Origin of the sequence: Pseudaquabacterium terrae, from assembly GCF_013266755.1 — a bacterium.
Lineage (GTDB): Bacteria > Pseudomonadota > Gammaproteobacteria > Burkholderiales > Burkholderiaceae_C > Pseudaquabacterium > Pseudaquabacterium terrae.
In genome coordinates, this window is sequence record NZ_JABRWJ010000008.1 from 1 (window position 1) to 14938 (window position 14938).

The 14938-nt window shown below is 71.4% G+C and carries 17 protein-coding genes; 7 read left to right on the top strand and 10 right to left on the bottom strand.

Annotated elements, in window-relative coordinates; all coding sequences use genetic code 11:
- Positions 1-599 precede the first annotated feature (599 nt).
- From HLB44_RS24565 to HLB44_RS24575, 3 genes are read right to left on the bottom strand one after another with little or no spacing between them, the layout of a single operon-like run.
- Entirely contained in the window at positions 600-2741 is a 2142-nt protein-coding gene (locus HLB44_RS24565; protein ID WP_173128686.1) for a molybdopterin cofactor-binding domain-containing protein, read from the bottom strand.
- Positions 2738-3214, bottom strand: a complete 477-nt coding sequence (locus HLB44_RS24570) for a (2Fe-2S)-binding protein (RefSeq protein ID WP_173128689.1) — start codon at positions 3212-3214, stop codon at positions 2738-2740. The genes HLB44_RS24565 and HLB44_RS24570 overlap by 4 nt, the downstream gene beginning before the upstream one ends.
- A gap of 13 nt (positions 3215-3227) precedes the next feature.
- Complete coding sequence (locus HLB44_RS24575; RefSeq protein ID WP_173128692.1) at positions 3228-4166, bottom strand: DUF6544 family protein; 939 nt, start codon at positions 4164-4166, stop codon at positions 3228-3230.
- A 113-nt stretch (positions 4167-4279) separates the two neighbouring features.
- Between HLB44_RS24575 and HLB44_RS24580 the strand changes: the two genes are divergently transcribed.
- Together HLB44_RS24580 and HLB44_RS24585 are read left to right on the top strand one after the other, a co-directional pair.
- On the top strand, positions 4280-4927 hold the full coding sequence (locus HLB44_RS24580; RefSeq protein ID WP_173128695.1) for a TetR/AcrR family transcriptional regulator: 648 nt from the start codon (positions 4280-4282) through the stop codon (positions 4925-4927).
- A 94-nt stretch (positions 4928-5021) separates the two neighbouring features.
- A complete protein-coding gene (locus HLB44_RS24585; protein ID WP_173128698.1) occupies positions 5022-5435 on the top strand; it encodes a hypothetical protein in 414 nt (137 codons plus the stop codon).
- Here HLB44_RS24585 and HLB44_RS24590 read toward each other — a convergent pair.
- Positions 5430-5741: a hypothetical protein gene (locus HLB44_RS24590; protein WP_173128701.1), complete on the bottom strand. Its 312-nt coding sequence runs from the start codon at positions 5739-5741 to the stop codon at positions 5430-5432. The genes HLB44_RS24585 and HLB44_RS24590 overlap by 6 nt on opposite strands.
- 110 nt (positions 5742-5851) lie before the next feature.
- Between HLB44_RS24590 and HLB44_RS24595 the strand changes: the two genes are divergently transcribed.
- From HLB44_RS24595 to ydiK, 4 genes are all read left to right on the top strand, one after another.
- Positions 5852-6571, top strand: a complete 720-nt coding sequence (locus HLB44_RS24595; RefSeq protein ID WP_173128704.1) for a Crp/Fnr family transcriptional regulator — start codon at positions 5852-5854, stop codon at positions 6569-6571.
- A 163-nt stretch (positions 6572-6734) separates the two neighbouring features.
- Positions 6735-7085: a hypothetical protein gene (locus HLB44_RS24600; RefSeq protein ID WP_173128707.1), complete on the top strand. Its 351-nt coding sequence runs from the start codon at positions 6735-6737 to the stop codon at positions 7083-7085.
- 46 nt (positions 7086-7131) lie between these two features.
- Positions 7132-7263, top strand: coding sequence for a hypothetical protein (locus HLB44_RS37970; RefSeq protein ID WP_281375227.1), 132 nt, complete (start codon positions 7132-7134; stop codon positions 7261-7263).
- 36 nt (positions 7264-7299) lie between these two features.
- Positions 7300-8337 carry an AI-2E family transporter YdiK gene (gene ydiK / locus HLB44_RS24605; RefSeq protein WP_217283803.1) on the top strand — a complete coding sequence of 346 codons (1038 nt, stop codon included), beginning with the start codon at positions 7300-7302 and terminating at the stop codon, positions 8335-8337.
- Here the strand turns inward: ydiK and HLB44_RS24610 are convergent.
- The 6 genes from HLB44_RS24610 to HLB44_RS24635 form a co-directional block, all read right to left on the bottom strand.
- Positions 8300-9934: a diguanylate cyclase domain-containing protein gene (locus HLB44_RS24610; RefSeq protein ID WP_173128727.1), complete on the bottom strand. Its 1635-nt coding sequence runs from the start codon at positions 9932-9934 to the stop codon at positions 8300-8302. The genes ydiK and HLB44_RS24610 overlap by 38 nt on opposite strands.
- Positions 9935-9943: 9 nt before the next feature.
- Positions 9944-11434, bottom strand: a complete 1491-nt coding sequence (locus HLB44_RS24615) for an ATPase domain-containing protein (RefSeq protein WP_173128730.1) — start codon at positions 11432-11434, stop codon at positions 9944-9946.
- Positions 11431-11784: a hypothetical protein gene (locus HLB44_RS24620; protein ID WP_217283804.1), complete on the bottom strand. Its 354-nt coding sequence runs from the start codon at positions 11782-11784 to the stop codon at positions 11431-11433. Before HLB44_RS24620 ends, HLB44_RS24615 begins: the two co-directional genes overlap by 4 nt.
- A gap of 180 nt (positions 11785-11964) precedes the next feature.
- Positions 11965-12180, bottom strand: a complete 216-nt coding sequence (locus HLB44_RS24625) for a hypothetical protein (protein WP_173128733.1) — start codon at positions 12178-12180, stop codon at positions 11965-11967.
- A gap of 89 nt (positions 12181-12269) precedes the next feature.
- Positions 12270-13664: a phospholipase D-like domain-containing protein gene (locus HLB44_RS24630; protein ID WP_173128736.1), complete on the bottom strand. Its 1395-nt coding sequence runs from the start codon at positions 13662-13664 to the stop codon at positions 12270-12272.
- Position 13665: 1 nt separating this feature from the next.
- Positions 13666-14358, bottom strand: a complete 693-nt coding sequence (locus tag HLB44_RS24635; RefSeq protein ID WP_173128739.1) for a Crp/Fnr family transcriptional regulator — start codon at positions 14356-14358, stop codon at positions 13666-13668.
- A 136-nt stretch (positions 14359-14494) separates the two neighbouring features.
- Between HLB44_RS24635 and HLB44_RS24640 the strand changes: the two genes are divergently transcribed.
- The gene (locus tag HLB44_RS24640; protein WP_173128742.1) at positions 14495-14923 is read left to right on the top strand and encodes a hypothetical protein; all 429 of its coding nucleotides are present in this window, start codon (positions 14495-14497) and stop codon (positions 14921-14923) included.
- Positions 14924-14938 lie beyond the last annotated feature (15 nt).

A 14938-nucleotide genomic window follows, 5' to 3' on the forward strand; every position in this document is an offset into this window, starting at 1 on the left:
CGCGCCGTCCATTTAGCTTCGTTCGCTGCGCTCACTGCGCACAGCGCCGGCGAGTCAGTCTACGAAGCTCGCTGCGCTCGCCGCCCCCGGGCTTCCGGTCCTCACCGCCTCCCACGGCCCGCCGTGCCCGCACCCCGAGCCGCTCTCCTGCAATTGCGGTGGCGTGCGGTCCTTCGAATTCCTAGACGCTTTCCGCGGCCCACCGTGCCTGCACTCCGACTTGCCCATCAGCGGTGGCGTGCGTCCTTCTGAAGTCCTCGGTGACTCGCAAAGGCGCGGGCGGGCAGGCCGCAGCGCGCGTGGGAGGCGCCGGGCTTGAGCGGTTCGGGGGCGGCGAGCGAAGCGAGCTTCGTAGACTGACTCGCCGGCGCTGTGCGAAGCGAGCGCAGCGAGCGAAGCTAAATGGACGGCGCGCCCCCGAACCGCTCAAGCCCGGGAAGTCGGCCCCCCAGGGGCCGACCGCCGGATTCGCGCGCTGCGGCCTGCCCGCCCGTGCCTTTGTCGCTCCATACGCCGCAAGCCAACGACGAACGCGCGCACCGAACGACCGCAACGGGCCGTGAAACGACATTCGGGTCTGTTTCATTGAAGAGATGGACTCACCCGCGCAGCAGCGGCAGCGCGCGCAGCCGCCGCCCCGTCAGCCGCGCCCAGGCGTTGGCCACCGCTGGGGCGACCAGCGGCAGCGCGATCTCGCCGACGCCGCGCGGCTCGCCTTGGGTCGCGTCGATGAAGCGGCAGTCGATGTGCGGCGGCAGCTCGGGTAGCCGCGTGATGGTGTAGTCGGCCAGCGCGCGCTGCACGGCGCGGCCGTCGACGAAGTCCAGCGCCTCCTGGCGGGCGATCGACCAGCCCATCAGTGCCGCGCCCTCGATCTGCGTGCGCGCCAGCTCGGGATTGACGATCAGCCCGGCGTCGACGACGAACTGCAGCCGTTCGATCCGTGGGTGGCCGGCCGCATCGCGCGTGACCAGCGCGCGCAGCGCGATGTGCGAGCTGCGCAGACCCATGTACGCATGGCCGGCGGCCGTTCCGGGCGCCGGCGTGTGATCGCCGAGCGCCTCGATCACCCGCCGCGCGCGCGGCTCGCGCAACATCGCCAGCCGGTAGGCCAGCGGATCGCGGCCGGCCAGCGCGGCCGCTTCGTCGACCAGCGTCTCGATGCCGAAGACATTGAAGCCGGCGCCGACGCCGCGCAGGAAGCCGCAGGCCACCGGCAGCGGGCGGTGGATCGACTCGATGCGCTGCTGCGGGATGTCGTAGGCGTGCTCGGAGCCGTCGACGAGGGTCTGGTCGAAGCCTTCCTTCTGAAAGCGCTCGGGGAACATGCGGGCGGTGGTGGCGCTGCCGACGGTGCGGTGCAGCCAGCGCGTGATGCGGCCCTGGTCGTCGAGATCGGCCTCCAGCTGCTGTGCGGCGATCGTGCGCACCTGGCCGTGGGCCACGTCGTCGCCGACGAACTGCAGCACCTGCACGGGGGCCTTCAGCTGCAGCGCGAGCCAGGCGGCCGCGCCGGCGGCGTCGTTGTCGACACGCCGGCCGAAGGCGCCGCCGACCAGCGTCGACTGCACCGCGAAGACCGGCGGCGGGCGCTTCGCGGTCTGCGCCGCACGGCGCATGTCGAGACTCGGCGCCTGGGTCGACGCGACGATGTCCGCGCCCTGGTTCAACCAGGCCGGCGTCGCCTGGGCGTTGATCGGCTCCAGCGCCGCGTGCGTGACATGGCGGCTCAGGATCAGCGACTGCAGGCGCCGCGCGGGGGCCGGCGGCGCGTGCCCGGCCGCGCCGGTCTGGCGCACGACGTGCGCGTCCGGCGCGCCCTGGCGGGCGATGTCGGCGAAGCGCTGCAGCGCCCGTTCGCTGTCGTAGAGCTCGGCCGGCGGGCTCCAGCGGGCTTGCAGCGCCGCGCGCCCCTGCAGTGCCGACCAGGTGTCGCGGGCAACCACCGCGATCGGTGCCGATTCACCCGGCAGCGGCAGCACGTTGACGACGCCGGGCAGCGCGCGGGCCGCGGCGTCACCGGGCTCGAGCAGCTTCGCGCCGAGCCGCTCGGGCGGCAGCAGCACGGCGACCAGCGCGCCCTCGCTGCGCGCATCGACGCCATAGACCGCGCGGCCGGCGAGCTTGTCGACGAGGTCGATCCGCGGCAGCGCCTGGCCCACCAGGCGTGAGGGCGCCGGCGCCGGCTTCGGCAGGTTGGCCAGCAGCCCCGGCAGCTCGGCTTGTGGGGCGAGGTCGGCATAGGCGATGCGGCGGCCGTCGCGGTGCAGCAGCTGGCCGGCCTCGGTGTGCACGGCGTCGGCGGCGCATTGCCAGCGTTGCATCGCATTCCAGATCAGCACCGCGCGCGCCTGCGCGCCGGCTTCGCGCAGCACGGGCCAGAAGGCGCGCGTCGACGCGCTGTCGGCGGTGACCAGGCGCATGCCGAAGTGCGGGCTGCCGTAGTCGTCGCCATACGGCGCCGGCTCGACGCGGATGCGGCGCCAGTCGGCATCCAGCGCATCGGCCAGCACCTGCGCCAGCGCGGTCGAGCTGCCCTGGCCCATCTCGATCGCCGGGTTGACCAGCGTGATGGCGCCGTCGGCCTCGAAGCGCACGAGGGCATTGATGCGGCGCGGCGGCGCGCCCGCCGCGCCGGCGCCGCCGAGCCCGCCGAGGCCGAACAGCACCGCGGCGCTGCCGGCGGCGCCGCTGACCAGCAGCGCGCGGCGGCTGAGCTTGATCGCCTCGTGCGAGGTCATGCAGCACTCCCGCGCGGCGCGGCGAGCGCCGACTGCACCGCCTTCACCACCCGCGGCCCGGTGCCGCAGCGGCACAGGTGACCGGCCAGCGCCGCTTCGATCGCCTCGGCCGACGGCGCTGCCGGCGCGCTCAGCAGCGCCGCGCAGGTCATCGCCTGGCCGGGTTGGCAATAGCCGCATTGCAGCGCCTGGTGCTTTGTCCAGCCGGCTTCGAGGCGCGCGCGCAGGGGTTCCGCCAGGCCTTCGATCGTGATCACCGCGCGGCCGGCGACTGCCGCCAGCGGCAGCTGGCAGGCGCGGGCTGGCGCGCCGTCCAGGTGCACGGTGCAGGCGCCGCAGACCCCCTGCAGGCAGCCGGGCTTGGTGCCCTTCAACTGCAGCCGATCGCGCAGCGCCCACAGCAGCGGCATCTGCGGGTCGGCCTGCAGCTGCACCGGGCGACGGTTGAGCTCGAAGCGGATCTCGGTGGTCATCGCCGCGCTCCGTTCACTTCGCCGCCAGCGCGGGTGCCGTGGCGGGGTAACGCTCGGCGACATCGAAATCCACCGCCAGCGTCTTCGCCCGCACCTGCTCGAAGTCACCCTCGGGCAGCTGCCAGATCACGTTCATCGTCGTCGGCACGCGCAAGGGGCCGAAGGCCTGGTAGTCGCCGCGGTTCATCACCCAGCGCGCGCCGACCCAGCGCTCGGGCACCTCGCCGGCGAAGCGCAGCTTGCGGTGATCGCTCTCGCAGCGGGTCAGCGCACCGTCGGCGGCGAAGCTGCAGACCATGCTGGCGGCCAGCGCGCCGTCCTTCACGTGGGCGCGGGCGCGCTGCTCGTCGACCGCTTCCCAGCGCAGGTGGCGCCCGGGCAGCAGCATCGTCGGCGACTGCGTGGCTTCGGCGAAGAAGCGGATCATGTAGGTGCGGTTGATGTCGTCGTGGCGCTCGTCGACCATCACGCGGCCGTCGTTGCGCACCGCCCAGATGTGCGTGTCGCCGCGGGCGTAGAGGTCGCGCACGTCGATCGAGATGTCCGGGCCCTGCTGCCACACGCTGTCCCACACGTAGCCCAGGCCCTCGGCCGACAGCGCCATGTACTGCTCGCCGCGCGTCGTCATCCACGGCGTGGCCCGGGTGACGCCCTTCGCGCTGCCCAGCAGCGGCAGCCGCACCTCGCCTTCGAAGCGAAAGCGCGCGAAGCGGGCGGCCGGGGCACGGTCGGCGCCGGTGTAGGCGAGGTAGCGCCGCACCGGCGCCGGCAGGTCCTGCAACGCACGCGTGTCCACCGCCGGGGCGGCGCGCGCGACCTGGACCAGGTCGTCGATCTCGCGGTCGATGCGCTCGCGCATCGCCGGCTGGCCGGCACCGGCCAGCGCCGCGGCGGCGGCTGTCGACGTCAACATCAGGCAGAAGGTGGAGCGCAGGGCAGGGTGCAGCGTCATGAGGGGTCTCGCGGTGGGTGAAGGGCATTCAGTACCGATCGGTACTTGGGGAATGAGTCTAGTACCATGCGGTACTGGCGCAGCGTGTCGCTGCGTCTCGTTTTGTTTCGCTGATGCCCCTCAAGACCCAAGCCGCGCCGCCCGACGCGGGGCCGACCGCCGACGACGCCACGTCAGCGCGGCGCGATCAAATCCTCGACGCCGCGCTGGCGCTGATGGAGGAGCACGGCTACCGCGACACGACCATGCTGCAGATCGCGACACGCGCGCGGGCGTCGAAGAACACGCTCTACCAGCACTTCCCGACCAAGCAGGCGCTGTTCGCTGCGCTGGTGGCGCGCGCGGCGGCGGCGATGAATGCCGACATCGTCGCGGCGCTCGATGGCAACGCGCCGCTGGAGCCCACGCTGTGCCGCTTCGGCACGCACCTGCTGACGCTGCTGACCGGCGCGCAGTCGCTGGCGATCAACCGCGCGGCGATCGCCGAAGCGCGTTTCGCGCCCGAGTTGGCCCAAGCGCTGGCGGCCAACGGCCGCGAGAACACGGCGCCGCTGGTGCAGCGCTACTTCGCCCGGCAGATCGCCGCGGGCCGGATGCGCGCGGTCGATGGCGCCGACGCGATCGAGAGCTTCATCGGCCTGCTGATCGGCGACCTGCAGGTGCGGCTGCTCTGGGGCATCGCGCAGCCGCCCGATCAAGCGGCCATCCGCCGCCGCGCGCAGCGGGCGGCGGAACGCTTCGTCGTGTTGTTTGGCGCCTAGGGCCACCCCGACCGCAGCCACGCCCGAGCGTGGCCTTGCGCACAGACGGGGGCGGCCAGCGGGTGCAGATTGTTCGGACAACCAGGAGGTCGCCATGACCAGGAAGCACCGCACCACGCCCAGCGAGCGCTCGTACGCCGCCGCCGAGGACAGGTTCACTTCCCTGGGTGGCCGCCCTTCGTCCGCGCGGCCCGAGCTCGCGATGGCGGAGTTCGGCATCGGCTACGACGGCCTGCAGTACGAGTACCACGGCTACCGCTACGACCGGCTCGAGGAGGCCGTCGCCTACGCCGGCCTGGTCCGGTCGCGGCCGACCCAGCTCGATGCCGGCGGCCCGTTCCGCCAGATCAGGACCCTGGCCGTGCCGACCGACGCCCAACGCGCGCTGATGGCAACGCTGGGCATCGAATTCGCCGACGGCGCATTCCGGTTCGCGGGCTTTCGCTATGAAAGCCTGGCCGATGCCGTGAACTACGCGAAATTGACGCGCTCCTTTCAGACGCTATGACGATGGCTGCCGCCATCCCGCCTGCGTGTCGACGAACGCGGGCGGCGCACCGGCGGCCGCGTCGGCATGGCGCCTGCGTCCCGCGGCGCGCGCGTCACGCAGCGGACGCCAGAAGAAGTCGTAGACCGCCAGGCCAAGGCCCAGCGCGGCGGGCACGGCCATGCCCGCCACCAGCGGATCGGCGGCGTCCAGGCTGTACAGCAGCGCGGTGAGGCCGGCCCCGGCCAGCGTCCAGGCCGCCGGACCGGGGCCCGGTGGGTCGTCGCCGCTGCTCGCGCGGGTGACGTCGAGGTCTGGCATGTGCATGGCTCGAGGGTGCTGCGCCCGCGGGTCGGCGTCTGTGCGCTTGCGCACAAGCAGGGTGCTGCGTGCGCTGCCGCACCAAAGGCGCGATGCCGCTGCCTATACTGGCCACCATGGACTCCGGCCCCGATCCGCGCGGAAACCAGCTGCTCGCCGCGCTGCCGGCGGCCGAGTGGGGCCGCTGGCTGCCGTCGCTGGAAGCGGTCGACATGCCGCTGGGCAAGGTGCTGTACGAATCCGGCATGGCGATGACCCACGTGTACTTCCCGACCACGTCCATCGTGTCGCTGCTGTACGTGATGGAGGATGGCGCGTCGGCCGAGATCGCCGTGGTCGGCAACGAGGGCCTCGTCGGCATCGCGTTGTTCATGGGCGGCGAAACCACGCCCAGCCGCTCGGTCGTGCAAAGTGCGGGCAAGGGCTTTCGCATGCCCGGCCACCTGCTCAAGGCGGAATTCAACCGCTCCGGTCCGGTGCTGCACCTGCTGCTGCGCTACACGCAGGCGCTGATCACGCAGATGGCGCAGACGGCGGTGTGCAACCGGCACCACTCGCTGGACCAGCAGCTGTGCCGCTGGCTGCTGCTGAGCCTGGATCGCCTGGACGCCACCGAGCTGGTGATGACGCAGGAGCTGATCGCCAACATGCTCGGCGTGCGCCGCGAAGGCGTGACCGAGGCCGCCTCGAACCTGCAGCGCGCCGGGCTGATCCACTACCGGCGCGGCCACATCACGGTGCTGGATCGGCCGGGCCTCGAGCAGCGCACCTGCGAGTGCTATGCGGTGGTCAAGAAGGAATACGACCGCCTGCTGCCGTTGCAGCCGGCCGCCTAGCGGTCAGCGGCGCCGCGAATGCCGTCGACCTATGTGCACCAGCGGACAGACGGCGCGCGCTCCCGCCCCTACCGTGCTGCACCGGAACCCGCCAGGGGTGCACTGTCTGCACGCCTGCACGGTCCGCAGTGAGCGCACTCTCGCGCTCCGTGAAAGGTTGGACATGAACATTCCCATCGAAACCAAGCCCGCCCTGTGGGGCGTGGTGGGTGGAGCGGTCGCACTGGCGATCATCGGATTCAGCTGGGGCGGCTGGACCACCGGCGGCAAGGCCGAGGCGGCGGCGCAGATGCGCGCCAACGATGCGGTCGTCGGCGCGCTCGCGCCGCTGTGCGTCGACAAGTTCCAGCGCGCGAATGACGCGTCGGCGAATCTCGCCACGCTGAAGAAGACCGACAGCTGGTCGCAGGGCGAATTCGTCGAGAAGGGCGGCTGGGCGGCGATGCCGGGCACCGGCACGCCCGAGCGCGTGACGGCCGTGGCCAAGGCCTGCGCCGTGCTGCTCGCCGGCTAACTTATGATCTGAGCGTCCAACCAACATTCCCGTCAAGGAGGGTGTCATGTCCAAGGGTCAACGAGGCAACAAGGAAGCGAAAAAACCGAAGAAGGCGCCGGTCGACAAGCCGCTGGCGCCTCCGGGCGAAATGGCACCGCTGGCGGTGGCGCCGCGGCCCCGGTTCCTGAAGAAGTAGCGCCGCGCCACGCTCGTGGTGTCGCCTGATCGCGAGTTGACGCGCCCGCTGCTGGGCGTGCTCTTTCTCGGGGCGCTGATCGTCGCCTCGTTCTGGATCCTGCGGCCGTTCCTGGCCCCCGCGATCTGGGCGGCGATGATCGTCGTCGCGACCTGGCCGGCGATGCTCTGGCTGCAGGCCAGTCTGTGGCGCCGCCGCAGCCTGGCGGTCGCGGCAATGACGGTGATCCTGATGCTGGTGTTCGTCGTGCCGCTGGTGCTGGCCGTCGGCACGATCGTGTCGAACGCCGACGAGATCGGGGAGCGGCTGAAGTCGTTTTCCGCCTTTCGCATGCCGCCGGCGCCCGAGTGGCTGGCCGACCTGCCGTTCATCGGCCCGATGCTCGTGCAGGCCTGGCAGCAGGCTGCCGCCGCCGGCGTCGAAGGCCTGGCGGCGAGGCTGCTGCCCTACGCCGGCAGCCTGACGAAGTGGTTCGTCGCCGAGGCCGGCCAGTTCGGCTTCCTGTTCGTGCAGTTCCTGCTCACGCTGATCCTCTCGGCGCTGATGTACGCGCGCGGCGAAGTGGCGGCGTCGGCGGTGCAGCGCTTCGCCCTGCGCCTGGCCGGCGAGCGCGGCGAGCATGCGGTGCAGCTGGCCGGCCAGGCGATTCGCAGCGTGGCGCTCGGCGTGGTGCTGACGGCGGTGGTGCAGTCCACCCTGGGTGCGATCGGGCTGGCCATCACCGGCGTGCCCTTCGCCGCCCTGCTGGCCGCGGTGATGCTGCTGCTGTGCATCGCGCAGATCGGGCCCTCGCCGGTGCTGGTGCCGGCGGTGATCTGGCTCTACTGGAGCGGCGAGACGGCCTGGGGCACGCTGCTGCTGGTGATATCGGTCGTAGTGGTGACGATGGACAACGTGCTGCGCCCGATCCTGATCCGGCGCGGCGCCGACCTGCCGCTGCTGCTGATCTTCGCCGGCGTGATCGGCGGGCTGCTCGGCTTCGGCCTGGTCGGCATCTTCGTCGGGCCGGTCGTGCTGGCCATCGCCTACACGCTGCTCAAGGCGTGGATCGAGGAGCGGGCACCGGAAGCGTGACGACGAAGCGGCTGCCGAAGCCGCTGCCGGCGCTGCTGGCGATGACGCCGCCGCCGTGCGCCTCGACCAGCTCGCGCACCACCGTGAGCCCGATGCCGAGCCCGGCGCCATTGAAGCCGACGGCGTGCCGGTCCTGCACGAAGGGCTCGAAGATCCGGGGCAGCGCCTCGGCGCTGATGCCGATGCCGTTGTCCGACACCGTGATGGCGATTTCTTCCAGCGCCGCCTGCACCGACAGGCCGATCTCGCCACCGACCGGCGTGTACTTCGACGCGTTGTCGAGCAGGTTGCACAGCACCTGCGTCAGGCGCACCGGGTCGCCATCGACCCGCAGCGCGCCGGCGGGCACGAAAACGTCGAAGTGCTGCAGCCGCGCATCCATCGCCGGCCGGCAGGCCTGCACGGCCGCGTCGATCAGCACGGCCAGGTCGACCGCCTGGCGCTCGAGGCGCAACTTGCCGGTGTGCGAGCGCGACACGTCCAGCAGATCGGCCACCAGCCGCGTCATGTGGACCACCTGCCGTTCGATGACACCCTGCACGAAGTGCAGCAGCGGCTCGTCGGCACGGCCCCGCCCCAGCAGCGCCGCCGCGGTGAGGATCGGCGCCAGCGGCGTGCGCAGCTCGTGCGCCACCACCGCCAGGATTTCCGCCTGCCGCGCGTGCGCCTGCTCGGCTGCGGCCTGCAGCTGCTGCGCGCTAAGCGCCGCCAGCACCAGGTTCTGATTGGCCTCCTGCAGCTGAACGCGCTGCTGCGCATGCTCGGCACGGGCCTGCTGATACGGCGCCAGCGGCTGGTGCAGCGAGCGCAGCGCCGCCGGCGCGAGGTCCGGCGCGCCGGCCACGTCCTCGTGCCCGAAGACGAAGCTGCGCAGCCCGAGCCGCTTGGCGCGGTACATCGCCGCGTCGGCCCGCTCGATCAGCGTGTCGGCATCATCGCCGTCGTCCGGGTAGAGGCTGATGCCGATGCTGGCGGTCAGCCGGATCACCTGGTCGCCGACGCGGCTCGGTGCGCCGAGCGCCGCGCACAGCTTGTCGGCGGTGGCGATCGCATCACAGGCCTGGGTCACTTCGGCAAGCAGGATCACGAACTCGTCGCCGCCGTGGCGACTGACGGTATCGACGGCGCGCACCGTCGATGCCAGGCGCGTGGCGGCCAGCCGCAGCACCTGATCGCCCACTGCATGGCCGAGCGTGTCGTTGATCTGCTTGAAGTTGTTCAGGTCCAGGAACAGCAGCGCCGACTGCGTGCCGCGCCGCTTCGCGCCGGCGATGGCCTGCGCCAGCCGATCGAGCAGCAGCAGGCGATTCGGCAGCCCCGTCAGCGCATCGAGCTCCGACGATCGCGAGGCCTCCTTCAAGGCCAGCGCGGCCGCCTCGGCGGCGGTGTCGGCATCCGTCTGCACGCGCAGCGCCGACACCACCAGCCGCTCGTTGGCCTCCAGCAGCTGGGCCGCGGCGCGGCTGCCGAGCAGGCTTTCCGCCGCGACCACGTCGGCCCGCAAGCGCGCCAGCTCGGCGTGCGCCTCTCCGATTGCCCGGCGCAGCTCGGCCAGCTCGCGCGTGGCGCTGTCGCCGGGATCGAAGGACGCATTCACGGCATCGCCTCAGCCGTCGTCGGCGCCGCCGGGCGTGCGCAGCGGCGCGCCGGCCGGCTTGCGGGTCGGCCGCCCGCCGAGCAGGCCCTCCTGGTCGGTCAGCCGCTCGCCGATCCGAATGCCGTCGGCGTCGATGCTGAACAGGCGCAGCTCGTCCGAATGCGCGCTGGCGCGCACCTTGACGACGGCCATCACGCGCAGCAGCCGGCTGTCGACCTCGATGTAGCGCTGCACGATGATCGCGTCGGTCAGGAAGGCCGTGCCGTAGGGGCTGAAGCGCAGGTCGGTGTAGCGGTCTTCCAGCTCGGAGGTCATCAGCACCGTGACGCCGGCGGCGGCCAGCGCGGTGACCAGGCGCGACAGCGATTCGCGGAAGTCCTCGCGAAACGTCGGCGCCAGCGCCAGCTCGAAGCCCGACAGCGAATCGATGACCACGCGGCTGGCCTGCAGGCGCCGGATCTCGGTGAGCAGCAGCTGCACGATCTCGTCGATCGACAGATCGGGCGCGCGGCTGTCGACCAGCCCGACGCGTCCGCTGTCGATCAGCTCGGCCAGGATCCTGTTGCGCGATCGGCGCGGGTGCGGCTCGAAGACGGCGACCACGCCGGTCTCGCCGCAACGCGCGCCCTCGGCGAGGAAGGACGCGGCCAGGATGCTCTTGCCCGACCCCGACGGTCCGGCCACCAGCACCGAATAACCTTGCGGCACGCCCCCGCCGAGCATCTGATCGAGCGGCGCCACGCCGGTCAGCAGCCGGGCATCGGCGGGTGCGGCAGCGACCGCGGCGACGTCGGCCTCCTGGCCGGCGGGCGCGAACACCTCGACCCCGGCGCTGCCGATGCGAAACGTGTGCAGCCCCGGCAGCGTCGGCTGGCCGCGCATCTTCATGATCTCCATCTTGCGGACCATCGAGTTGCGCTGCACGCTCTGGCGCAGCCAGATCAGGCCGTCGGCCACCGTGAACACCGGGTTGGCGTCGCTGTCGGTGAAGTACTCGCCGATCAGGAAGGTGGTGGCCTGCCAGCTGGTCATCAGCATGCCCAGCTGCTGCACGAACTGCTGCAGGTCGTTGTGCGGGTTGCCGCCAGCCGTGCTGGCGAGCACCACGGAGCGGAAGGAGTCGACGAAGACCAGGCCGGGCCCGTGCGCCTCGACCTCGGTGACGATGCGGCTCAACACCTTGTCGAGATCACCCTCCTGGGTCTCGTCGGCCAGGTTGATGAAGCGCACCGAGCGGTTGATGGCCTCGCTGTCGAAGAAGTGAAACTGCTGCTGGTAGCGCAGCATCTTCAGCGGCGGTTCGCCGAGCACGGTGAAGTACAGCGCCGGCCGCTCCGGCGTCGCCAGCGCAAACATCATCTGGTGGGCCAGCGTGGTCTTGCCGCTGCCCGGCGTTCCGGCGATCAGGTTGAACGAGAACTCGGGCAGACCGCCGCCCAGCACCGCGTCCAGTCCCGGCACGCCGGTGGCGAGGCGGTTGATGGTTACTTTGGATGTCATCGGATGCTGTCCTGTGCGGGCGGGCCGCTCGAAGAGTCTGCCCACAGCGGGCGCAGCAGGCGCTCGGTGAGCGACAGCCCGATCAGGCTGCCGAGCAACTTGTGAAACGTCAGCAACAAGGTGTTGCCGCCTTGCACGGCCTCGTCGCCGCTCTGCTGCGAGACGACCGACCGCAGCGCGATGAGATCGATCGCGGCCGTACTGCCCTCGTGCATGCCGGCCAGCCACGGGTGGGCGGGCGCGCTGAGGTACAGGCTGCGCTTGTAGAGCGCAGCGACGCCGCGGCCGCCGATGATGGGCGTCAGGGCCGCGTCGATCTGCTGCCATGTCGCCACCAGCGCGTCGGCCACCTGCGCAGCAGTCGCACCGCTGCCCACCCTGCCGGCCAGGGGCGCTGCGGTGTCACTGATCTGGGGGCGTTCCATGCGGAGGGGCCTCGCGTTGCGCGTTCGCTGGGGCCGCCCGATCGTACGCTTGCGTACGCACCGCGCGGGGTGCCGGATCGACGGAGGTGAAGGGATGGAAGTGCGTCAGCGCACCGGCAACACGAAGGGCGCCGACAGCTCCGTCCCGACGACTGCCTGGGCCATGACGTAGTTGGTGCGGCAGCGATCGGTGAGCTCGTCGATGTCGACGTGCCCTAGAGCGTCGCATGGAAAGGCGTATCCGCGTCCGCGGTCGAACAGGCCGGTGAAGCGCAACTCGTAGCGGGCTGCGTTGGCGGCGAGTGCCGGGGATTCGGTCATGGTCTGATGTCCAGTGGCTGCAGTATGCGGCCAGGCGGCGGGCACGTCTGTTCGGTGTCGAACCGAGGGTGGCGGCGCTGGCTGCGCGCTCACAGCCAGTGCTCCCACAGCCGCGCAAACAACTCCTTCACGCGCCATTCGAGCGGGCGGCGCTCCCACTGCGCCAGCGTGACGGCATCGGACGCAGCCAGGTCGCGCTCGAACATCGCCTGCAACTGGCTGCCGAATCCGGTGCCCACGACCACCGCGTCCAGCTCGTGGTTGTGAAGGAAGCTGCGCCAGTCGAGGTTGGTCGATCCGACCGTGGCCCATACGCCGTCGACCAGCGCGGTCTTGGAGTGCAGGATCACGCCGCGCCGCTCGTGGATCTTCACGCCCGCGCGCAGCAGGCGGGCGTAGTAGCCGCGCCCGGCATGGAAGACGAGCCAGGAGTCGGTCTGGCCGGGCAGGATCAGCACCACCTGGACGCCGCGCGCAGCGGCCGCCTCGAGCGCGGTGAGCAGCTGCGGGTCGGGCACGAAGTACGCGTTGGTCAGGTGCACGCTGGTCTGCGCGCTGCCGATGGCCGACAGCAGCGTGACGTAGATCAGGCTGTAGGCGTCGTCGGGCGAGCTGCCGATGGCGCGTACCACCTCGGTGCCGGTGGACTGCACGGGCGGAAAGTGGTTGGCCCCGGTCAGCGGCGCGTCGCTCTGCGAGGCCCAGGTCGCGAGGAACAGCTTCTGCAGCTCGGCCACCACCGGGCCGCGCAGCCGCAGGTCGGTGTCGCGCCACGCCAGGCGGGCGTCGGGCGCGGTGCGCGCGCTCGGGCGCCGCGAGCCGCCGGAATGCACGCTGCTGATGTTGATGCCGCCCAGGAAAGCAGTGTGGCCGTCGACGATCAGCAGCTTGCGGTGATCGCGCTGGTTCAGCTCCCAGGCGTTGTCCGTGGCCAACGGGTTGATCGGGTTGAACTCGAGCATGCGGATGCCGGCCGCCGCCATCTGCTCGAAGAAGGCCGTCGGCGTGCCGATCGTGCCGACGCTGTCGCGGATGATGCGGACCTGCACGCCCTGGCGCTGCTTGTCGGTCAGCACCTGCGCAAAGCGCTGGCCCACCTCGTCGTCGTCGAAGATGTAGGTCTCCATGTGGATGTGATCGCGGGCGGCTGCGATGGACGCGTACATTGCAAGGTATGTACTCGGCCCGTCCTGCAGCAGCAGCACCTGGTTGCCGGTGGTCAGCGGGCTGCCGACGATGGCCTGCTCGAGCGCCAGGTGGTGCTCGAAGATGCCGGTCGGCTGACCGTGGCTGCCCAGGCGCGCGAGCACCGCCTTGCTCTGGCTCGCCGACAGCGGACCGTGCGCTGCTGCGAGCTGCACCGGTGGGCCCGCGCGGCGGGCCAGGTCGGGCACGAAGGTCGGCAGGCTGCCGCAGCTGGCCAGCCAGAGCAGGGCGCCGGCCAGCAGGAGGCCGACCTTGCGCGACCGCGCACCAGCGGACATCTCAGCCCACCGTCGCGTCGTAGGTCCGGCGATCGGTGGCGTAGCAGCTGCAGGCCGCCGCTTCCAGGCCGACGCGATCGAGCACCGTGATGTTGCCGCGGTGGTAATGGATCAGGCCGTTGCGCTGCAGTGTGCCGGCGGCGCCGGTGATGCCGACGCGGCGCACGCCCAGCATGTGGGCCAGGAACTCGTGCGTCAGGTGAAAGCTGTCGGAGTGCGCTCGATCCTGCGTCATCAGCAGCCAGCGGGCGAGCCGCGGCTCGACCTGGTGAAAACGCGTGCAGGCGGCCGACGTCGCCAGCTGGCTCATCAGCACGTAGACGTAGCGCGTCAACACCTGCTGCATCGCCGGGCTCGCGGCCAGCGCGCTGCAGAACGGCGTGGCCGCGATGCGCAGCGCGCTGCCCGCGCCCTGCACCAGCGCATGCAGCGGCACCGCGCTGACCCCGAGCGTGAGCTGCGTGCCGAGCATGCCTTCGCGGCCGACCATGCCGACCTCGATGCTCGGCTCACCGGCACCGCCGGTCACCAGCGAGATGAAGCAGTCATCGGGAAAGTAGACATGGGTCGTCGTGTCGCCCGGCTCGCCCAGCACGGTCCCGAGCGCCAGCTGCACCGACTCGCCGGCGGCCATCAGGGCCTGGCGGTCCCGCGGGTGCAACTGGGCAATGAGGGCGTTCTTGGCAGCGGCCATGCCGGCGAGTGTGGGTGCGGCCTGTCCGCCCGACCGTCTGCCACCGCACAGAGTCGACGGTGGCACCACCGTGGGCCTGCGTACAGACGCGGCGGGCCTGCCGGTCCACGGTGCAGGCACATCCCGAGGAGCCACGATGACCCCATTGCCCCGCTCGACGACCGAAGCGCGTCAGGACGCCGCTGCCGAAGATGCGTTCACCTCCGAAGGCGGCAGCCCGCCGCCGGAGGAGCTGGAACGCGAGCGCCAGATGGCCGAGTTCCGCATCGACCACGACGGCATTCGCTACCGCTACCACGGCTACCAGTACGACCGGTTCGCCGACGCCGTCGCGTATGCGCGCCTGATGCGATCGCGGCCCGCGCAGCTCGACGGGGGCGGTCCGCACCTGACGGCGCGGACCTTCCTGCCGCCGACCGACGCGCAGCGATCGTTGCTGGCAGCGCTGGACATTCGCTACGACGCCGGCACCTACCGGTTCGAGGAATTCCGCTACGACCGGATGGCCGATGCCGTGAGTTATGCGAAGCTGGCGCCGCGACGCCAAGGCGGCGAGGGCAGCTGAGCGCCGCCGCGGCTC